Origin of the sequence: Nitrospirillum amazonense, assembly GCF_007828035.1 — a bacterium.
In the GTDB taxonomy this organism is placed as follows: domain Bacteria; phylum Pseudomonadota; class Alphaproteobacteria; order Azospirillales; family Azospirillaceae; genus Nitrospirillum; species Nitrospirillum amazonense.
Genome location: NZ_VITV01000021.1, coordinates 28,382 through 52,889 on the forward strand (window position 1 = coordinate 28,382; position 24,508 = coordinate 52,889).

1 protein-coding gene is annotated in these 24,508 nt (G+C 68.4%); it reads left to right on the forward strand.

The features are described 5' to 3' along the window. Positions 1-216: 216 nt before the first annotated feature. The coding region (locus FBZ87_RS28795; RefSeq protein WP_145614002.1) for an S-layer family protein at positions 217-24,508 on the forward strand (24,292 nt) is incomplete at its 3' end.

The following is a 24,508-nucleotide window of genomic DNA, read 5'->3' on the forward strand; positions in this document are numbered from 1 at the left end:
ACGACGCTATATTTTCCCACATTTGGCGTTTATGTTCCGTAAACAAAGCCCGAAAATATGCCTGATGATTATGCATCTACTATCTTGATGCAAATCTCCAACGAAGGGGTTACTCGGATATTCAGATGTGCTGGGACCGCTGTCCCCTGCGCGCGTCCCGGCGCGTGGGGGTGGCAACCGGCGTAACGCCGGTTTCTGATTTGGGGGAGTGGGCTTATGGGCAAGATGCTGCCGGACGTGCGCAAGGGCCTGGATACGCAGGGCCAGGACACGCGGACGCGGCCATCGCGCGCACGGCCGTCGCGCAGGCTGCTGCTGGCGGGCACCTCCCTCCTGGCCATGGGCACGGCCATGACGGCCCCCCGGGCAACGGCGGCGGATACCACCATCACCGGCGGCAGCACGTCGTTCGTGGCGACCCAGTCATCGGGCAACCTGACCCTCACCAACAGCGGCACCCTCAGCGGCGCCACCGCCCTCAAGTACACCGACGGCACCAGCTTCCTGATCAACCAGGGCCTCATCCAGGGCAGCATCCGTGGGGCGTATCTGGCCGGCACCCAGGCCGCCGGCTACGTCACCCTGACCACGCTGGTGAACACCGGCAGCATCGTCTCCGCCGGCAACGCCATCGAAATCGGCCTGGGCAACACCCTGGTCTCGCTGGTCAACAGCGGCATGATCCAGGGCAACCTGCTGCTGGGCGGCGACAGCGCCGTCACCATCTTCGGCGGCACGGGCGGTGTCACCGGCACCTTCACCGGCGTGGACGGCACCACCCAGGGTATGATCACCAGCGGCGCCGACCTGACGCTGGCCAGTGGCAGCCTGCTGCTGAACGACGCCGTGACCGTGGGTAGTAATACCCTGGTGAACAGCGGGGCGACCGTCATCCTGTCCAGCATCGTCAGCGTCACCGGCAATTATCGCCAGTCGGCCGGCGAGCTGGCCCTGGGCGGTGGTGGTGAACTGGTGGTCAGTGGCGCCGCCACCGTTGCCGGCGGCACCGTCTCCGCCTTCCTGGGCAACCTGTCGACGTCGGGCAACTACGTGGCGGGCGACACCCTGGCCACGCTGATCGCGGCCGGCAGCGGCAGCTACAGCGGCATCACCGCCAACCTGGGCAACGGTCTCCCCCTCCTGTTCACGGGGCAGGGGTCGGACGGGTCCAACCTGCTGGCCGTGGCCAACAGTGATTACATCGGCGGCACGCTGGGCAGCGTCACCAATACCGGCAGCATCAGCGCCCTGTACGTGGCCACAACGGGCAGCCTGGGCGGCTTCCGGAATGAGACCACCGGCACCATCAGCGCCGACGCCGGCGTTACCATCCTGGGCACCGTCGGCACCCTGGACAATGCCGGCCACATCTTCATCAGCGGCAGCAGCGGCTTCGTCGCCAACGGCAGCATCGGCACGCTGATCAACAGCGGCGTCATTGATAACGCCGACATCTCCGGTGTCGGCTTATTGGTCCGTGGGACCATAGGCCAACTGGTGAATCAGGCGGGCGGCAGCATCAACAGCGGCCTTTTGGGCGTTTTTGTCATCGGCCCCAGCTCCAATCACGGCACCGCCGCCACCATAAGTACGCTCAGCAACAGTGGCTTCATCGGTGGTGCCGTCGGGGCGGTCTATGTTGACGGGACCATCGGCCTGCTGGAAAACCAGGCCGGCGGCACCATTACGGGCGGCAACTCCGCCGGCATCGTGGTCTATGGCGGCATCAGCACCCTGACCAACACCGGCCTGATCCAGAGCAACTATCACGCCATCGATATCGCTGCCGCCCAGTTCATCGGCGGCACCATCGGCCTGCTGGAAAACCAGGCCGGCGGTACCATCGTCGGGTCCCAGGTCGGCGTCGCCAACACCGTCGTCGTCCATACCCTGGTGAACAGCGGCATCATCGCCGGCGGCAACCAGGGCGTCTTCAACCAGGTCATCATCGGCACCCTGGAAAACCTGGCTGGCGGGACCATCACCGCATCGGGCGGCGGCACCTCGACGGCTATCCGCAACGTCGCCATCATGGGCACGCTGACCAACGCCGGCCTGATCGCCGGCAACTATGGCCTGTATGTGGGCGCCGGGGGCACGCTGGACGCCTTTAGCAACAGCGGCACCCTGACCGGCCGCCATCTCGTCGCCGCCATCGGCAACAGCGGCGCGCCGGCCGCCATCGGCGGCATTGCCAACAGCGGCACCATGGTGGTGGGGGCCACATACCCGACAGGCATCGCCATCCAACTGAGCTACGCCACCATAGGGCAGATCAGCAACAGCGGCACGGTCGTCGCGGCCGACAGCAGTTCCGCCAGCTACATCGTCAATGCCGTCAACAGCACGATCGGCAGTATCGCCAACAGCGGCCTGGTGTCGATCCGGAACGGCACCTTCGTCGTCAACACCAATGGCAGCATCGGCACCATCAGCAACAGCGGCGTGATCAACGGCGGCAGTGGCAGCGCGCTATCCAACGGCGGGGACAGCGGGCAGTTTGGCAGGGTTGGACTCTTCGCCAACAGCGGCACCATCACCACCGCCAACGCCGCCATCAGGAACTGGTCCTCCGGCGTCCTCGGCACCCTGGTGAACAGCGGTACCATCAGTGCCCGCACTGCCTTCTACACCTCCGGTGACTTCGGCACCTTGGTGAACAGCGGCCTGATCGAAGGCGGCATCACCAGCGAAAGCGGCGCTAACCTGACCATCCAGGGCGGGGACAATGGCACGCTTGGCACCTTCACCGGTCAGGACGGGGTGGCCAAGGGGCTGATCGTCAACCAGATGGGCAACCTGACCTTCAGCGCCGGCGCGTTGCTGCTGAACGACGATATCAATGCCACCGGCCATACGGTCGCCAATGCCGGCGCCAGCCTGCAGGTCGCTACCCTGGTCACCATCACCGGCGTCTATGACCAGGCGGCGGGCACCCTGGTGCTGGGCGCCGCCGGCGGCCTGTCGGTCACGGGTGCGGCCATGGTGGGCGGCCTGGTGCAGGCCGACCTCGCCGGCATGGCCACCGCCAACTTCCTTGTGGGCGATACCGTTGCCACGCTGGTGCATGCGGATGGCGGTTTGGTGTGGAGCGGCAGCCTGGGCCCCAGCGCGCTGGGCGGCCACCTGGCCATCGGCGATGGCACCACCGGCACCGATTTGATGGCCCTGGCCGCCAGCGATTATATCGGCGGCACCTACGGCACCCTCAGCATTGGTGGCGGCACGCTGCTGTCGGCCCCCACCGCGCTCTACATTGCCGGCACGGGCACCCTGGGCGCACTGGCCAACAGCGGCACCATCACCGGCGACATCATCAACGACAGCGCCCGCGACCTGACGATCCTGGGCGGCGCCGGTCTAACCATCGGCACCCTGACGGGCAGCAGCCTGACCAACCAGGGCACCATCACCAGCACGCTGGCCAACGTGGTGCTGGGCAGTGGCAACCTGGCATTGCACGACACCGTCAATGTCGGCACCGGCACCCTGGTCAACAATGGCGCCAATCTGACGCTGTCCACCCTGGTCAATGTCAGCGGCAATTACCACCAGACCACCGGCGGCCTGGAACTGGGCGGCAGCGGCACGCTGGCGGTCAGCGGGGCCGCCAGCATCACCGGCGGCAGCCTGGTGTCGGGGCGTCCGCTGTCCGACACCAGCAACTACCTGGCCGGCACCATCCTGGACACTCTGGTGACGGGTGGCGCGGGGTCCAGCTATGACGGGGTAACGGTTACCAACAACAGTCCTGTGGTGGGCGTCGGGGGCATCGTTTCCGGGCACGACCTGCTGCTGGGCGCCACCGGCAACTATATCGGCGGCACCTATGGCAGCTTGGCCAACACCGGTACCTTGTCGGGTGCCTTTGGCTTGGTCGTGGGCAACTTCGGCACCCTGGACACCTTCAGCAACAGCGGCCTGATCTCCGTCACGGGCATAACCCGCGTCGGCATCTTCGACCGCGGCGGCTCTCTCGGCCAGCTCGACAACAGCGGCACCATCATCGCCAAGAGGGGCATCCAGCTCAACACCGGCGCGACCGTGGGCACGATCGCCAACAGTGGCACCATCGCCGCCGTCGCCTCCGCCATCGAGCTGTACAACGCCCAGGCCGGGCTGATCACCAACACCGGCACCATCGCCGGCACCGCTACGTTCGGCGACGGCATCATCCTGCTGCAAGGCGCCAGTGCCGAAACCGTCGACAACGCCGGAGTGATCAGCGAGACCGGCTACGGCGGCAACGGTATCGTCAACTATTCGGCCAGCACCATCGGCACCGTGCTCAACAGCGGCACCATCATCGCCGGCGGCCTCGGGATCGGGAACTTCAGCAGCAGCGCCAGCATCGGCACCCTGGTCAACAGCGGCCTGATCAGCGGCGGCACGGGCGCCATCCTGAACGGCGACACCGCCACCATCGGCACGCTGATCAACACCGGCACCCTGCGCGCCGCCAACGGCAGCGGCTACGCGCTGGCCAACCACAACGGCGCCGTCATAGGTACGCTGATCAACGCCGGTGTCATCGCGGGCGCGGTGACGGGTGCCCTCTACAGCTCCGACACCATCGGCACCGATTTCACCATCCAGGGTGGTGACACCGGCACGGTGGGTACCTTCACCGCCTGGGACATGTCTGCCAAGGGCATGATCTACAACACGCTGGGCAACGTCACCTTCACCTCGGGCGCCCTGCTGCTGCACGACGACATCTACGTCCCCGGCTATTCCGTCACCAACATCGCCGCCGCCCTGGCCCTGGACACGCTGGTCACCATCACCGGCGCCTACAGCCAGTTGGGCGGCACCCTGTCCATGGGCACCGCCGGCGGGCTGTCGGTCACCGGCGGCGCGGGGCTGGCGGGCCTGTACCAGGTCACGCTGAGCGGCAATGCCGGCGCCAACTATGTGGTGGGTGACGCCGTCGGGACCGTGGTGCAGGCCGACGGCGGCGTATCCTACAGCGGCAGCCTGACGGGTACCGCGCTGGACGGCCACGTGGTCCTGGTCAACGGCACCACCAGCAACCAGCTGCTGGCCCTGGCGGCCAGCGACTATATCGGCGGCAGCTACGGCACGATCAGCGTCACCGGCCTGCTGGCCGCGCCCACCGCCCTGTACATCGCCGGCACGGGCAGCCTGGGCGCCCTGGCCAACAGCGGCACCATCGCCGGCGACATCGTCAATCTCGGCACCGCCGACCTGACCATCACTGGCGGCACGGGCGGCGCGGTCGGCACCCTGACGGGCGCCAGCCTGACCAGCCAGGGCACCATCACCAGCACTCTCGCCAACGTCGTGCTGGCTGGCGGCAGCCTGTTGCTGAACGACGCCGTGAACGTCGGCACGGGCACGCTGGCCAACGCCGGGGCCACCGTATCCCTCTCCACCATCGTCAGCGTCACCGGCAACTACAGCCAGGCGACCGGCACCCTGGCCCTGGCCACGGGGGCGGAGCTGGTGGTCAGCGGGGTTGCCAGCATCAGCGGCGGCACCGTTTCCATCGCCCGCCAATCCACCCTGGGCAATTACCTGGTCGGCGGCATCTACGCCACCCTGGTGGCCGGCGGGGCCGGGTCCAGCTACACCAACGTCGGCGTCACCACCGGCAGCCACGCCCTGGGCTTGGCCGGCACCGTGTCCAACAACGGCCTGCTGCTGGGCGCCACCGGCGACTATATCGGCGGCAGCCTGGGCAGCCTGGCCAACAACGGCACGCTGGCGGGCCATGTCGGCCTTAGCATTGCCCAGAGCGGCCAGCTTGGCACCTTCACCAACGACGGCCTGATCAGCATTGGCGGCGGTGTGGCCGTCGAAAACCGGGGCAGCATCGGCCTGCTGGAAAACACCAGCATTGGCACCATCACCGGCACGATGGGACTCTACAGTGGCAACTTGAGCACCCTCAGCACCCTGGCCAACGCCGGCCTGATCAGCGGTACCTACGCCGTCAGCCTGGAATACGCCCAGGTCACGCTGCTGGCCAACAGCGGCACGCTGGAGGCCCTGGCCGGCGCCGGCGTGCCGGCCGCGCTGAACCTGTCCAACAGCACCATCAACACCCTGGTGAACAGCGGCCTGGTCAGCACCGACGCGTATGGCTATGGCGTCAACCTCAACTTCGCCACCATCAATACGCTGGTCAACCAGGGCACCATCGCCGCGGGCATCGGCATCAGGATGGCCTACGCCGGCCTCACCGCACTGGAGAACAGCGGCACCATCAGCGGCACTACCGCCATCCAGAACAGCTACGGCGTCGGCATCGGGACCCTGGTCAACAGCGGCACCATCATGGGCGTCAGGGCCTACTTGGGTTTTGCGAACGCCAGCCTGGGCACCCTGGTGAACAGCGGCCTGATCCGGGGCGGCATCTACAACGGCAGCACCGACTATAACGACACCGTCGCCGGCGATCTGACCATCCAGGGCGGTGTCGGCGGCACGGTGGGCACCTTCACCGGCCAGGATGGTGTCTCCACGGGCCTGATCTTCAACAGCCTGAGCAACCTGGTGTTCGCCAGCGGCGCCCTGCTGCTGAACGACGACGTCCGGGCCAACGCCCATACCGTGTCCAACACCGGTGCGGCCCTCACCCTGGTCAACACCATCAACCTGACGGGTGCCTACAGCCAGTCCGCCGGCACCCTGGTGCTGGATGGGGCGGCGCAACTGAACGTCATCGGCGCGGCCAGCATCGCCGGCCAGGTGGCGGCCTCGGTCGCCGGCGACGGCACCGCCAATTACCTGGTGGGCGACACGGTGGGCACCCTGGTGCAGGCCTCGGGCGGCCTGGCTTATGCCGGCACCTTCGTCAACGACGGTGCATTGGGCGGCCATGCGCAACTGACCGTGGGTACCAGCGGCAGCCAGCTGCTGGCGCTCGCCACCACCGACTATATCGGCGGCAGCTACGGCACCCTCAGCATCGGCGGCCTGCTGACCGGTCCCACCGCCCTGTACATCGCCGGCACGGGCAGCCTGGGCGCCCTGGCCAATACCGGCACCATCGCCGGCGACATCATCAATGCCGGCGCCAACACCCTCAGCATCACGGGCGGCACCAGCGGCACGGTGGGTACCTTGACGGGCGGCAGCCTGACCAACCAGGGCACCATCACCAGCACGCTCGCCAACGTCGTGCTGGCCGGCGGCAGCCTGTTGCTGAACGACGCCGTGAACGTCGGCACGGGCACGCTGGCCAATGCCGGGGCCGCCATCGGCCTGTCCACCATCGTCACCGTCACCGGCAACTACAGCCAGTTGGCTGGCACGCTGGCCCTGGCCACGGGGGCGGAACTGGTAGTCAGCGGGGCCGCCAGCATCGGCGGCGGCACCGTCGCGGCTGCCGCCCTCTCTGACACCGGCAACTATCTGGCCGGCAGCATCTACGGCACCTTGGTGGCCGGCGGTGCGGGGTCCGACTACACCGGCGCCACTGTGATCGGCAGCAACATCCCCGGCATGGGCAGCACCGTGGCCGGCAACAACCTGGCGCTGTTCGCCACCGGCAACTACATCGGCGCCAGCTACGGCAGCCTGTCCAACAGCGGCACGCTGGCGGGGGCCGTGGCCCTGCAGGTCGGGGGCACCGGCAGCCTGGCCACCTTCAGCAACAGCGGCCTGGTCACGGGCGCCTACCGCCCCATCCTGAACTACAACACCCTGGGCCTGCTGGAAAACCAGGCCGGTGGCACCATCACCGTCACCGCCGCCGGCACCCTGCACCAGGACACGGCGGCCATCTTCAATAGCCGGGATGGCTCCATCGGCACGATCACCAACGCCGGTGTGATCGCCGTGGCCAATGACCCCGGTGACAACAGCGTCTACGGCATCTACGCCATCTACAACGCCGGCGGCACCATCGGCCGGATCACCAACACCGGCACCATCACCGGCCGCGCCGGTATCTTCAGCACCAACCCCGGCGTCATCGCAGACTATATCGGCACCATCGACAACCGGGGGCTGATCAGTGGTAACACGGATATCAGCCTACGGTTCGCGCGCGCCACCCTGGTGACCAACAGCGGTACCCTGACCGGCCTGGGCACCCTCAGCGCTGGCCTGGTGGGGGCTAACTTCAGCACCATCGCCACCATCGCCAACAGCGGCCTGATGGCGGCGGACCATGGCGGCAACGCCATCAACAACTACTTCAGCACCATCGGCACGGTGGTCAATCAGGGCATTATCCGCATCAGCGGCTCCGGCACGGCCATCTCCGGTTATGGCGACCGGTCGCGTCTGGGCACCATCATCAATTCCGGCACCATCCTGGCCGACAACGTGGCGATCCAGGAGGCCTACGGCGCCGCCTTGGGCACCGTGATCAACACCGGCACCATCGCCGCCAGCGTCGCCGTCCGCTCCTACGCCAATTCCACCCTGGGTACCATGGCCAACAGTGGCCTGATCCGGGGCGACATCATGAACGGGGACGCCACAGGGCAGTGGTCGGGCCAGGTGGACACCTTCACCAGCGACCTGACCCTGCTGGGCGGCACCGGCACCACGGTTGGCACCTTCACCGGCCTGACGGGCAAGGGCCGGATCGACAACAGGCTAAGCAACCTTTCCATCGCCGGCGGTAACCTGCTGCTGAACGACGACATCCTGGCCACCGGCCACAGCGTCGTCAACAGCGGCGCCGCCATCACCCTGGGCAGCGCCATCACCGTCACCGGCACCTATGCGCAGAGCGCCGGCAGGCTGGTGGTGGGCAACGGCAACACCCTGCAGGCCGACAGCGCCACGGTGACCGGTGGCGAGATCGGCCTGGATACCCTGGGCAACTATATTGTCGGCCAAGCGCAGACCGTGATCGGCGCCGCCACCGGCACCTACAGCGGCGCCACCCTGAGCGGCCTCGGCACAGGCTCCGCCATCGTCCAGGGCACCCTGGTGCAGAGCGGCGGCGCGCTGCTGGCGCAGTTCAGCAGCGACTACGTCGGCGGCAGCCTGGTGACCCTGACCAACAGCGGCACCATCACCACCGGCCTCGCCGGCATCCTCGTCGCCCGCACCGGCAGCGTCGGCACCCTGATCAACGACGGCAGCATCAGCGCCCCCTCGGCCATCGCGCTGGCCGGCACCGTGGGCAGCGTGCTCAACACCGGCGTCGTCCGTGGAGCTATCGGCCTGTTTGGCGACAGCACCACGCGCTTCGCCAACAGCGGCACCATCACCGGCGCCTACAATTCCTTTTTCGGAGTTTCCTACGCTGGTTTGATAGTGGCCTCCAGCATCGGCACGCTGGTCAACAGCGGCACCATCAGCGCCCAGTACGCTCTGCTGATGGCGGGTAGCCAGAGCAGCGGCAGCAGCATCGGCACGCTGATCAACAGCGGCGTCATCGCCGGCAATGTCGTGAACGGCAACAGCGGCGTCCTGGGCTTCCTGCCCAGCGACACCGTCGCCGGCGACCTGACCATCCAGGGCGGCACCGGCGGGACGGTCGGCACTTTCACCGGCCAGTCCGGCACCGGCCTGATCCAGAACAAGCTGAGCAACCTGGTGTTCAGCGGCGGCAGCCTGCTGCTGAACGATGACGTTGACGTCACCGGCCACACCGCGCTCAACAGCGGCGCCAGCCTGACCCTGGCCAACACCATCGATGTCACCGGCACCTACGTCCAAGGAAGCGCCGGCACGCTGGTGGCGGGCAAGGGTGGCCAGCTGGCCATCGACGGCCAAGCCACCATCGCCGGCCAGGTGCGCGCAGGCCTGGCGAGCGACAATTTCCTGCCGGGCCAGCAGGCCACCCTGGTAACCGGCGGCGTGGGGTCGGACTACAGCGCCGCGACCATCGCCAGCAACCTGGCGCAGCTGGCGCTGAACAACACCATCGTGAACAACGCCGTGGTGATCACGGCGCAAAACTACTACATCGGCGGCAGCCTGGGCGCCGACATCACCAACACCGGCACTGTCAGCGCCGCCACCGCCGTCTACATCGCCAGCGGCGCCACGGCCGTGGGCACCCTGGTCAACAGCGGCGTGATCGCCGGCAACATCATCGACGACCGCGCGGGCGCCAGCCTGCTGCTGGCCGGCGGCGCCGGCATCGGCACCTTCACCGGTGGCACCATCACCCACACCCTGGGCGACATCCACGTCACCCAGGGCACCATATGGCTGAACGATTCCGTCAACGCCGGCACCGGCGCGCTGTCCATCGACAGCCCGGCCTTCGTGACGTTGGGCGGCACCGTCGCCGTGACCGGCACCCTGCGCATGGCCGGGGGCCTGTTGATCGGCACCACCACCGGCCTGCTGACGGCCGACAGCGCCACCGTCACCGGCCGGGTGCTGGTCGACGCCCTGGGCAACTACAGGGCGGGCGACACGCCCACCCTGGTCCAGGCCGTCACTGCCGACTATGGCGCCGCCACCCTGGCCAGCCTGTTCGGCCTCAGCGGCAGCGTCGCGCAGGACGGCGGCAACCTGGTCGTCCATTACCTGAATGACTATGTCGGCGGCGGCCTGGCCACCCTGAACAACAGCGGTACCCTCACCAGCGGCGGCTATGGCGTGTACGTGGCCGGCACCGGCAGCATCGGCACGCTCAGCAACAGCGGCGTGCTGGGGGGCGTGACGGCGGGCGTGGTCGGCAATGGTGGCACCATCGCCACCCTGGTCAACACCGGCACCATCAACGCCGCCTACGCCCTGGGCCTGGGCAGCGGCGCCACGCTCGGCACCCTGGTCAACAGCGGCGTCATCGCCGGCACCATCGTCAATGGCGACAACAACCTGGTCGGCCTGGGCGTCGACACGGTGGCGGCCAACCTGTCCATCCAGGGTGGCGGCGGCGGCCTGGTCGGCACCTTCACCGGCCAGAACCTGACGGCCAAGGGCAGCATCCTCAACCGCCTGAGCGACCTGCTGTTCACCGGCGGAAACCTCTGGCTGAACGACGACATCGACGCCACCGGCCATACGGTCGGCAACCTGGGCGCCGACCTCACCCTGACCAACGCCATCACCGTCACCGGCGCCTACAGCCAGGCGGCCGGCGGCACGCTGGTGGTGGGCACGGCCGGCCGGCTGTCCGTCACCGACGCCGCCACCGTGGCCGGCACCGTCGTGGCCGGCCTGGCGACCGAGAACGCCACCCTGGGCCAGATCTCCACCCTGGTGGCCGGCGGTTCGGGCAGCGACTATGGCGCGGCGCATGTCGCCGCCGTCACCGGCATGGGCGTCACCGCCAGCATCAGCGGCGCCAGCCTGCTGGGCATCCATACCAACTACTACGTCGGCGGCAGCCTGGGCAGCCTGGCCAACAGCGGCAGCATCAGCGCCGCCACCATCCTGTACATCGCCGGCAGCGGCACGCTGGATACGCTGACCAACAGCGGCACCATCGCCGGCAACATCGTCAATCGCAGCGCCCGCATCCTGTCGATCAGCGGCGGCACCGGTGGCGCCGTTGGCACCTTCACCGGTGGTACCATCACCAATACCGCCAGCGACCTAGCCCTCGTGTCCGGTGACCTGTCGCTGGCCGACGCCGTCAACGTGACCGGCCATACGTTAGTCAACGGCGGCGCCAACGTCACGGTGGCCGGCGCCGTCAGCGTCACGGGCGACTATGGCCAGTCCGCCGGCACCCTGCTGCTGCGGCCCGGCACCGACAGCCTGAACGTCAGCGGCAACGCCCGCCTGACGGGCGGCACCGTGGCCATGGCGGGCTTCAGCGTCACCGGCAACTATTTCGCCGGCACGCTGGGCACCCTGGTTCATGCCGGCGGCACTCTCGCCACCGGCGCCACCGTCGTCGCCGACGGCGTGGGCAACCTGAACATCGCCAGCAGCGTCAGCGGCGGCAACCTGCTGGCCCTCATCGGCAACGACTACATCGGCGGCACGCTGGGCAGCCTGGTCAACACCGACACCATAATCAGCCGCACCGCGCTGTACGTGGCCACCGTCGGCAGCATCGGCAGCCTGGCCAACAATGGCACGTTGACGGGTCAGTACGCCGGCCTCAGCAACGCCGGCAGCATTGGCACCCTGGTGAACACCAGCACCATCAGCCAGGGCGGCGGCACCTTCAGCAGCGCCATCGGCGCCTCTGTCGGCATCCGGAACACGGGCGTCATCGGCCGCCTCAGCAACAGCGGCCTGATCAGCGCCGCCAACACCGGCCTGAACAGCCAGGGCAGCATCGCCACCCTGTCCAACAGCGGCACCATCACCGCCACCCACTTCGGCCTGCGCAATCACAACGTCGGCGGCAATATCGGCGTCATCGATACCCTGACCAACACCGGCTGGATCTACGGCCGCCTCGTCGGCATGGTGCAGAATGGGGGCAGCATTGGCCTGCTGGACAACAGCGGCACGATTTCCGGCAACGTCGGCGCCTTTGGCGTGACCGGTGGCACCATCGGCACCTTACTGAACAGCGGCACGCTGTCCAGCAGTCTCGCCGGCGTGGTGCAGCTTTCCAACCGGGGCAGCATCGCCATCCTTGCCAACGGCGGCCTGATCAGCGGCAGTGGCAATGCCATCACCATTGAGAGCGGTGCCACCCTGGGTCTGTTGATCAACAGCGGCACCATCGCCGGTGCCATCTGGAACGATGCGGCCCGCGACCTGACCATCCAGGGCGGCAGCGGCACGGTCGGCACCTTCACCGGCGCCACCGGCCACGGCCTGATCAGCAATACCGCCAGCAACGTCGTGTTCTCGGCCGGGAGCCTGCTGCTGGATGACGACATCGACGCCACCGGCCACGCGGTGCTGAACACCGGCGCTACCATCACCTTGGCCGCCGCCACCGCCATCACTGGCGATTACGGCCAAAGTGGCGGCACGCTGTCGCTGAACACCACCAATACCCTGGGCGCCAGTGGCGCGATCAGCATCAGTGGCGGCTATGTCCAGGTGAACGACCTGGCGGCCACGGTCAATTACGTCCACACCACCCTGGGTGTGCTGGCCACCGGCAACGCCGCGTCCGACTACAGCGGCGCCCGCTACCTGGACACCGTCGACGGCGTGGTGGTGGGCGGCGTGGCCGCCAACGGCACCCTGACCGGGGTGGTGCTGAACGATTATATCGGCACCACCTACGCCACGCTGGTGAACGGGGCTGACATCCAGGCGACGGCGGGGGCGGCACAGCTGTATGTCGGGGCCTCGGGCAGCCTGGGCGGCTACACCAACACCGGCAGCCTGCATGGCGGCGGAACGGACCTGGTGCACGTCGGCGGCACCATCGGCACGATCAGCAACAGCGGCCTCCTCGACGCGCTCAGCCGGGCGATCCAGGTGGCCGGCGGCAGCGTCGGCAACCTGTCCAACACCGGCACGATCTGGGGCCAGCACACTGGCCTCTACAACCTTGGCGGCATCGGCAGCGTGCTGAACAGCGGCACGGTGGGCGGCGGCGATATCGGCCTGGCCGTGGCCACCGGTGGCACCATCGGCCGCGTGTCGGTCACCGCCGATGGCCTGATCACGGGCAACCACTACGGCATCTACAGCAACCAGTCCATCGGCACCCTGGTCAACGACGGCAGCATCCAGGCCCTGTCCGGCCGGGGCATCGGCAACAACAACGGCGCCATCGATACGCTGGTGAACACCGGGCTGATCAATGGCGCGACGGCCGGCGTCGGCAATATCGGTGGCACGATCTCGACCCTGGTGAACAGCGGCACCATCCGGGGGGCTGGAGGGTCTTACGCGACCGCGATCAACAATGTCGCGGGCGTTATCGGCACGCTGGTGAACAGCGGCGTCATCCGCGCCGACGGCCCCTCCGGCATGGGCATCAGTGGCGGCAGCATCGCCGTGCTGTCCATCACGGGCAGCGGCCAAGTCATCGGCGCCGGCGGCGTCATCGCCACAATCATGAACACCCTGGCGAACAGCGGCCTTATTCAGGGTGGCACCATCGGTGTCTATGTCGACGGCAGCCTGGACACGCTGGTGAACGCGGGCACCATTCAGGCGGGCACGCTCACCGCCGGCACCACCGCCGGCCAGGGCGTCGTCTACAACAACGCCGTCGGCCTGCTGCGCAACAGCGGCACCATCAGCGGCGGCTATGCCGGCATCAGCGCCGGCGGTACGACCGGCACCATCCTCAACAGCGGCACCATCATCGGCCTTTTCCGGGCCGTGGGCGTCGGCGGCCTGGATCTGCTGAACAACAGCGGCCTCATCAGCGGCGGCACCGGCATCTCCAGCAACGGGGGCTTTGGCAGCCTGGTCAACACCGGCACCGTGATGGGCGACACCATAGCCCTATCCGGCGCCTTCGGGGTCATCAACAACGCCGGCCTGATCCAGGGCCCGGTCGCGGCCCGGTTCAGCAACCAGATCGCCGGCTTCACCAACAGCGGCATTGTGGCCGGCGACATCGTCGCCACCACCGGCGACCTCAGCATCACCGGCGGCAGCGGCACGCATGTCGGTACCTTTACCGGCTATGCCGCCAACACGCAGGGCACGATCACCGTCACCGGTGGCAACCTGGTGCTGGCGGGGGGCAACCTGGCCCTGAACGACCAGGTGCAGGCCAGCGTCGTCAATGCCGGTGCCAACCTGACCATCGCGTCGGCGGTGAGCATCGCTGGCGCCTACACCCAGGCGAGCGGCAGCCTGCAGCTCAATACCGCCACCCCGCTGCAGGTGGCCGACCAGGCCACCATCGCCGGCGGCGTGCGGGTGGGCCAGGCCACGGCCAACTTCACCGTCAACCAGACCACCACCCTGGTCAGCGCGGCGGCGGGCTCCGACTACAGCGCCGCCGCCGTGGGCGGCCTGGCCGGCATGAACGTCGCCGGTACCGTGGACGGCGCCGGCCGCCTGATCGCCGCCTTCCAGAACGACTATGTCGGCGGCACGCTGCTGACCCTGTCCAACACCGGCAGCATCAGCGCCAACACCCGCGTCTACGTGGCGGGCACGGGCAGCCTGGGCACCCTGGTCAACACCGCCCGTCTGTTCGGCACCCTGGCCGCCGTGTCCATCGCCGCCGGCGGCGTGCTGGACGTGCTGGACAACGAGCAGACGGTGGACGGCAACGTCATCAACGACGGCAACCATGGGCTGACCATCGTCGGCAACACCAGCCAGGCCAGCGCCTTCCTGAACGGCACCATCCGCAGCCGCGGCGCCGACGTGGTGCTGGCCGCCGGCCGCCTCTCCATGGGCGACGTCGTTGATGTCGGCACCCTGACGCTGCGCAACACCGGTGCCACCATCCTGTCCAACGCGCCGCTGACCGTGCTGGGCAACTACCGCCAGACGGTGGGTGAGCTGGACGTCATCGCCAACAGCGGCGCCCTGCAGGCCAGCGGCAATGTCGACTTGGCAGGTGGCCAGGTGTTGGTCTACGCCGGCAACGCCAACATCCTGGCGGGCGACATCAGCACCATCGCCCAGGCGGGCGGCACGCTGGGTGTCGGCGGCGCCACCGTCCAGGCGTGGAATCTGTCCATCACCAGCGCCGTCAGCGGCGGTGCGCTGCTGGCCACCGCCCATACCGATTATCTGGGCGCCTCGACCACCAGCGTGCTCACCACGGCGGACATCGACGGCACCTCCGTCGCGGCCTATGTGGCGACATCCGCCACCATCGGCACCGTCACCAACCAGGGCACGCTGTCCGCCCGGTCCAACACGGCGGTGCAGCTGAACGGCACCATCGGCACCCTGGCCAACACTGGCCTGATCGCCGGCCAGGATAACGCGCTGTCCATCAGCGGCAATCTTTCCACCCTGGCCAACGCCGGCACCATCGCGGGCGACATCCTCAACGCCACCAGCCGCGCGCTGGTCATTGCCGGCGGCAGCGCCGGCACGGTGGGTACCGTCACCGGCTATGCCGGCGGCCGGGGTACCATCACCAATGTGCTGAGCGGCCTGACCTTCGCCGCCGGCAATTTGCTGGTGAACGACGATATCGACGCCGCCGGACAGACGGTGACCAACAGCGGCGCCACCCTGACGCTGGGCAACGGCACCATCACCGGCGCCTTCGCCCAGACGGCCGGCACCCTGTCCATCACCAGCCTGACGGTCAGCGACGCGGTCAGCCTGACGGGCGGCGTGCTGGTGGCGCAGGGCGTCACCGCCACCGGCAACTATCTGGCCAGCACGCTGGGCACCTTGGTCGCGGCCGGTGCCGCCTCCAGCTACGCCGGCGTCACCCTGGCAGCCGACCTGACCGGCCTGAACGTCGTCGGCCAGACGGTGGGCAACGACCTGCTGCTGGTCGCCAACAACGACTACATCGGCGGCACCCTGGCCACGCTGACCAACAGCGGCAGCCTCAGCGCCGCCACCGCCGTCTACATTGCCGCCACCGGCAGCCTGGGCACCCTGGTCAACAGCGGCACGCTCAGCGGCGGCATCACCAACGCCTCGGCCCACGCGCTGGCCATCGCCGGCAACACGGCCGGCGGCACCGGCCTGCTGACCGGTGGCACCATCCGCAACACGCAGTCCGACCTGACCTTCACGGAAGGGGCGCTGCGGCTGGAGGACGCCATCGACGTCACCGGCCACACGGTGGTGAACAGCGGCGCCAACCTCACCATCGGCGGCAGCATCGCCGTGACCGGCAACTTCAGCCAGACCGGCGGCAGCCTGCTGATGGACCTGTACGGCAGCCAGCTGACCGTGTCCGGCAGCGTGGCCATGACCGGCGGCGCCCTGACCATCACCGGCGCCAGCAACCTGGCCAACTACACCGTGGGATCCGCCCTTTCCACCCTGGTTTCCGGCGGTGCGGGCGCCAACTACGCCGGTCTGTCCATCACCACCGACCTGACCGGCTTCGACATTGGCAGCAGCATCGCCGGCAACGCCCTGGTCGCCGTGGCCTTCAGCGACTACATCGGCGGCACGCTGGGTACCCTGAACAACACCGGCACCATCAGCGGTGTCGCGACTGGCCTGTACGTCGCCGGCACCGGCAGCCTGGGCACCTTCACCAATACCGGCGCCATCAGCACCAGTAGCCGGGCCGTGGCCATCAGCCCCTACGGCACCGCCGGCCGGGTGGACACCCTGGTCAACCAGGGCGGCATCACCGGCCAGACCGCCGTCTTCGTCGGCCAGGGCGGTATCCTTGGCACCCTAGTCAACAGCGGCACGCTGGCCGGAACCGGCTATGCCGCCATCGACAACTTCGCCGGCACCATCGGCCTGATCCAAAACAGCGGCACCATCGCGTCCTCCTACCCCTATTCGGCCCTGGCCAACAACTGGGGGGCCGTGATCGGCACCGTGTCCAATACCGGCGTGCTGCAAGGCCTGTACAACGGCGGCACCATGGGCCTGGTCAGCATCGGCACCACCGGCACCGTGCACGGCTGGTTCACGGGCCTGGCCAATGCCGGCACGCTGGCGGCTGTGATCAACGACGGCCAGATCTCCGGTCCTGTCGGCGTGCAGGTCGGCGGCAGCAACGGCAACGCCGGCGGGGGCAGCATGGGCACGCTGACCAACGCCGGAACCATCAGCGGCACGTCGCGCGGCCTCGACAACATGGTCAGCGGCGCGCTCAGCCCCACCATCGCCCGTGTGGACAATACTGGCCTGATCACCAGCGCCAACGGCGCCGCGATCTTCAACGAAGGCTCGGCCAGCGCGCTGGGCACCCTCGGCACCCTGGCCAACAGCGGCACCATCCAGGGCGCCTACGGCGTGGCCAACGACGGCGTCCTGGGCGCCCTGCTGAACGGCGGCACCCTGGCCGGCAGTGCCGCGGCCCTGACCATCGGCGCCTTGGGCACCCTGGGCTATTTCCGGAACGATGGCCTGGTGGCGGGTGACATCATCAACCTGGCCGCCCGGGACCTGACCATCAACAACGCCGGATCCATCGGCACCTTCACCGGCTACGGCGCCGGCACCCAGGGCACCATTCGCAACACCGGCGGCAACGTCGTGTTCGCCTCCGGCGCGCTGACGCTGAACGACGCCATCGACGTAGGCAGCCACACGGTGGTCAACAGCGGCATCGCCCTGACCCTGGCCGGCCCCGTCAGCATCACTGGCAACTATGCCGAGGCCGGCGGTACCGTCACCATGGCCCCGGGCAACCAGCTGGCTGTCAGCGGCGTGGCCAGCATCAGCGGCGCCGTCTTCTCCCTGACCGGCCAGACGGCCACCGGCAACTATCTGGCCGGCACCTTGGGCACGGTCGTGGCCGGGGGCGCGGGTTCCGACTACAGCGGCACCTCGCTCACCGCCGGCTACCAGGGTGTTGCCGCCGTTTCCACCGGCGGCAACCTGGTGGCCGTGGCCACCAGCGACTACATCGGCGGCAGCCTGGCGTCGGCCGGCAACAGCGACACCATCGTCAACAGCCTGGCCTCCAGCTTCCTGACGGTAGCCAGCACCGGCACCCTGGGCAGCTTCACCAACAGCGGCAGGCTGACGGGCGGCGTCTTCCAGGTGGATGTGGCCGGTGTCATCGGCACCTTCGTCAACACCGGCAGCCTTAGCGGCAACGGCCTGGCCTTCCATGTCGACACCATCGGCCGCGTCGGCACCCTGTCCAACAGCGGCGTGATCGGCACCGCCGGCAACCAGGTGGGCATCGCCGGCACCCTGGGCCTGCTGTCCAACAGCGGCACCATGGGCGGCGTGTCCGTGGGCGGCGCGGGCACGCTGGGCACCGTGGACAATAGTGGCCGCCTCGCCAGCGTGCTGGTCGCCCTGGGCGGCCGCCTGGACAGCCTGCTCAACACCGGCTGGATGGGCAGCCTGGGCGCCAGCGGTCTGGTCGCCCTCATCAGCAACGGCGGCACCATCAGCGGCGGCCCCACCGGGATCAACCTGACCCAGGCCAGCATTGGCAGCCTGTCCAACACTGGCACCATCAGCGCCACTGTCGCCGTCGCCGTTGACGGCAGCAGCACCATCGGCACCCTGACCAACACCGGCCGGATCAGCAGCCTGGGCGACAGCGGCACCATCGGTATCCTGGACAATGCCGGCTCCATCACCGAGGTGGACGTCAGCGGCCGGGTGCTATCCCTGCTGAACAGCGGGTCCATCGGCGGCAACGCCAACGGCATCTATCTGGCGCAAGGCGGCACCATCGCCAGCCTGTCGATCAGCGCCGGCGGCGTGCTGGCCGGCACCCAGCTGGGCATCCAGAGTGAGGAGCGGATCGGCACCCTGACCAACGACGGCCTGATCCAAGGGGCCGGCGCGGGCATCAACAACCGGCGCACCACCAGCACCATCGACCTCCTGAACAACCGCGGCACCATCTGGGCCACGGGCAGCACCGGTTTCGCCATCAACAACGCCGGCACCATCGGCACCCTGTTGAACAGCGGCGTGATCCGCGCCGAGGCGCCCCTGGGCACCGGCATCTATGGCGGCAGCATCGGCCTGCTGTCCATCGCCAGCGGCGGCCAGGTCATTGGCGCCCAGGGTGTCTACGCCGGGATGATGAACACTTTGGCCAACAGCGGCACCATCCAGGGCCGCACCATCGGCGTCCGCGCCAATACCCTGGATACGCTGGTGAACGACGGAATCATCCAGGGCGGCACGCTCACCGTCGGCATGACCGCCGGCCAGGGCGTTATTTACAACAACGCCGTCGGCCTGCTGCGCAACAGCGGTACCATCAGCGGCGGCTATGCCGGTGTCGCGGCTTCCGGCACGACCGGCACGATCCTCAACAGCGGCAGCATCCTCAGCCGCTTTGGGGCCGTGAATGTCAACGGCCTGGACCTGCTGAACAACAGCGGCCTTCTCAACGGCGGCACGGCCGTCCTCAGCAACAGCGGCATCGGCAGTCTGGTGAACACCGGCACCGTGGTGGGTCGCACCGTCGCCTTGTCCGGCGCCTTCGGGGTCATCGACAACGCCGGGCTGATCCAGGGCCCGGTGGCGGCCCGGTTCAGCAACCAGATCACCGGCTTCGGCAACAGCGGCATCGTCGCAGGCGACATCGTCGCCACCATCGGCGACCTCAGCATCACCGGCGGCAGCGGCACGCATGTCGGTACCTTCACCGGCTATGCCGCCAACACCATGGGCACCATCACCGTCACCGGTGGAAATGTGGTGTTTGCCCGCGGCGGCCTTTGGCTGAACGATCAGGTGGCGGGCAGCGTGGTCAACGCCGGTTCCGACCTGATCCTGACCAGCATTGTCAGCATCAGCGGCGCCTACAGCCAGACCAGCGGCACGCTGGACCTCAGCCGGGGCGCGGGCCAGCTGGTGGTGGCCGATGCCGCCAACATCACCGGCGGCACAGTCCTGGCGAGCGCCAGCGCCGGCGCCAACTACCTGGCCGGCACGCTGGGCACCCTGGTGGCCGGCGCGGCGGGTTCCACCTACACCGGCGCCACCATCGTCACCGCCGTCACCGGCCTGGCGTCCAGCGGCATCACCGCCGGCGGCGACCTGCTGCTGATGGTCGATAACGACTACATCGGCGGCACCCTGGCCACGCTGACCAACAGCGGCGCCATCACCTCCGCCACCGCGCTCTACATCGCTGCCAGCGGCAATCTGGGCACGCTGGTCAACAGCGGCACCCTGACCGGCAACATCCGTAACCTGACGGCCCATGACCTGGTGGTCGCCGGCGGCACGGGTGGTCTGGTGGGCACCCTGACCGGCGGCACCATCGTCAACAGCCTATCGGGCGTGTCCTTCATCGCCGGCAACCTGCTGCTGGCCGACGCTATCGATGTCGGCGGCAACACGGTGCTGAACAGCGGCGCCACCCTGACCATCGGCGGCACCGTCGCCATCACCGGCAACTACAGCCAGACCGGCGGCGGCCTGATTCTGTCGCTGGGCGGCAGCCAGTTGGCGGTCAGCGGCAGTGCCGCCCTGACCGGCGGCGTGGTCACCATCACCGGCGCTAGCAGCCTGGCCAACTACACCGTGGGCTCTGCCCTGGCCACCCTGGTGTCCGGTGGCGTGGGATCCCGCTACACCCTGTCCATCACCAACGATCTGACCGGTTTCGACATCGGCAGTACGGTGGTGGGCAACGCCCTGCTGGCCGTGGCCCACAGCGACTATATCGGCGGTTCCCTGGGCAGCCTGTCCAACACCGGCACGGTCAGCGCCGCCACGGCTTTGCTCATCGCCAACACCGGTTCATTGGGCAGCTTCAGCAACAGCGGCACCCTGTTGGGCGGCGCCTACGGCGTGTTCAACAGCGGCACCCTGGGCGCGCTCCATAATGCCGGCCTCGTTTCCGCCACCTTCTCCGGCGTGATCAACACCGCCCTGCTGGGTACGCTGGTCAATGATACCACCGGCACCGTGATGGGGCAGGCGGATGGCATCTTCAACCAGGGCAGGGTGGGTCGCGTGGCCAACGCCGGTTTCATCACCGGCGCCACGGCCATGGTCAACGGTGGCGCCGGCAGCATCGCCACCATCGCCAATAGCGGCCTGATCCGAGGTGCTCAGATCGGCCTGCTGAACGCCGCGACCGTCGGCCTGCTGGACAACCGGGGTACGCTGGCCGGCGTCACCGCCCTGCGCAACGCGGCGAGCGGTACCTTCGGCGCCATCGTCAACAGCGGCCTTATCCAGGGCGATATCGTCAACCTGGCCGCCAGTACCTTGACCATCAGCGGCGGCACCAACGGCTTGGCGGGCACGCTGGCCGGCGGCACCCTCACCAGCAGCACCGCCGACGTGGCGTTCAACGCCGGAACGCTGGTGCTGGCCGACGCCGTCAACGTCGCCGGCCATACCCTGGTCAACAGCGGCGCCACCCTGTTGCTCAACAGCGTCGTCGCCGTCACCGGCAACTACAGCCAGACGGGCGGCGTCCTGGGCTTGACCGCCGGCAGCAGCAGCCTGGCGGTCAGTGGTGCCGCCACCCTGTCGGGTGGCGTCGTGGCGGCCGCCTATGACGCGGGTGCCAACTACTTCGGCGGTTCCATTGCCACCCTGGTGTCGGCACTGGGCGGCCTCAGCCTCTCGGCGTCCGTGTCCAACACCGTGACGGGCCTGGCCATGGTGACGCGGCTGTCGGGCACCGACCTGACGGCCAGCATCGCCAACGACTACATCGGCGGCACGTTGGGCAGCCTTACCAACACCGCCGCCCTGGGCGGGCCCACCGCCTTCTACGTGGCGGCGGCGGGCAGCGTCGGCACCCTGGTCAACAACGGCACCCTGGCGGGCACCCTCAGCGGCCTGGCCGTGGCCGGTGGCCGTATCGACCAGGTCACCAACGCCCGCCTGATCCGCGGCTCCTCCACCGCCGGCGTGCAGGTGGGCACGGGCGGCCGCCTCGGCACGCTCAGCAACAACGGCACCATCGCTTCCGACCTAGGGGCGGGTGCGCTGGTCCAGGGCAACCTGGGCAGCCTTACCAACAGCGGCCAGATGACCGGTGGCGCGGCAGCGGTGGAGGTCGTGAGCGGCGGCACCGTGGGTTCGGTCAGCAACTTGGCTGGCGGCACGCTGGCCGCCGGCACCGTCGCTGTCCTGGTGGCGTTGGGCGGCACCCTGGACGGCTTCAGCAACGCCGGTGTCATGACCGGCGCACACTTGGTCGGCATCGCTGGCCACGCCGGGCTGATCAGCAACAGCGGCACGTTGACGGGCGGTGCCTCCACCGCGTTCGTGGTCGGCGGCACGCTGGGTACTTTGGCCAACAGCGGTCTGATCACCGCCACCCACGGCGTGCTCAGCATCACCAGCACCGGCGTGCTGGGCCTGCTGGCCAACAGCGGTACCATCATCGGCGACATCACCAACACCGGCGCCCAGGACTTGATCCTCACCGGTGGTGGCACCGTGGCGGGCACCTTCACCGGCGGCACCCTCACCAACCTGACCAGCAACGTGGTGCTGGCGGGCGGCAGCTTGGCCGTCAACGACGCCGTGAACGTCACTGGCCATACCCTGGTCAACAGCGGCGCCAACGTCCTGCTGTCCAGCACCCTGACGATCACCGGCGCTTACAGCCAGACCGGCGGCACCCTGGCCCTGGCCGGCAGCCATTTGGTGGTCAGCGGTGTCGCCAGCCTCAGCGGCGGCACGGTCAGTACGAGCATCGCGGCGGCGACCAACGTCAACTACCTGCAGGGTGACATTCTGGGCACCCTGGTGGTCGGCGGTGCCGGTTCCAGCTACACTGGTGTCTTCACCCAGGTGAACGTGACGGGCCTGGGGGCGGCCGCCAGCGCCGTAACCATAGGCGCCGACACCGACCTGGTGGCCACCGTTTCCAACAACTATATCGGCGGCGTCCTGTCCACGCTGGGCAACGCCGGTACCATCGTTGCCGTCACCGCCCTCTATGTCGGTAGCGGCGGCAGCATCGGCAGTGTCAGCAACAGCGGCGCGCTGTCGGGCAGCGTGGTGGGCGTGGTCAACAACGGCACCGTCGGCACGTTGACCAACAGCGGCACCGTCACCGGTTCCATCGCCGGTGTCGCCAACGCCGGTTCCGTGGGCAGCTTCAGCAACGACGGCTCGGTCAGCGGCTCCATCGCCGGTGTGGTCAACAGCGGCACCATCGGCACTCTGGGCAATACCGGTACCGTCACCGGCAGCGTCACCGGCCTCGGCAACCAGGCGGGCGCCAGCATCGGCACGCTCAGCAACAGCGGCACCGTCGCCGGCCAGATGGCGCTGAACAACGCCGGCACCATCGAGGTGGTGGTCAACAATGGCGCCCTGATCGACGCTGGCGCCCCCACGGCCGCCGGCCTGTACAACACGGGCAACATCGCCACGGTGCTGAACGGCGGCACCATCCTGGGCGCCACCTACGGCGTCTACAATGCCGGCACCATTGGGACCTTGGCCAATAGCGGCCTGATCACGGCGCCGGCGGCCCTGTACATCGACACCGGCGCCAGCCTGGGCGTGCTGGCCAACAGCGGCATCGTCACCGGCAACATCCTGAACCTGTCGGCCAACACCCTCAGCATCACCGGCGGCAGCGGGACGGTGGTGGGCACCCTGACCGGCTACATCGCCGGCAGCCAGGGGACCATCACCAACACCTTCGGCAACGTGGTTCTCGCCTCCGGCAACCTGGTGCTGAACGACGCCGTGAACGTGACCGGCCACACCCTGGTCAACAGTGGCGCCTCGGTAATCCTGGACAGCCTGGTCAGCGTCACCGGTGCCTACAGCCAGACGGCCGGCACCCTGACTCTGACGGATCCCGCCCATGGCGGCCTGGCCGTCAGCGGCGCCGCAAGCCTTAGCGGTGGCACGGTCGTCGCCCAATACGGCGCCACCGGCAACTATCTGGCCGGCGTGGACACGCTGGTGGCCGGCGGCGCCGGGTCCAGCTACACCGGCGTAATGGTCCAAGGCTCCCTCACCGGCTTGGTGGTGAGCCAGGGCGTGGTGGGCACCAGCCTGCTGGCGGTGGTCGGCAACGACTATGTCGGCGGTACCCTGGGTACGCTGGCCAGCACCGGCACCCTCACCGCCGCCACGGTCGTCTACATCGCGGCCAGCGGCAGCCTGGGCACACTGGCCAACAGCGGCGCCCTGATCGGCGACCTGC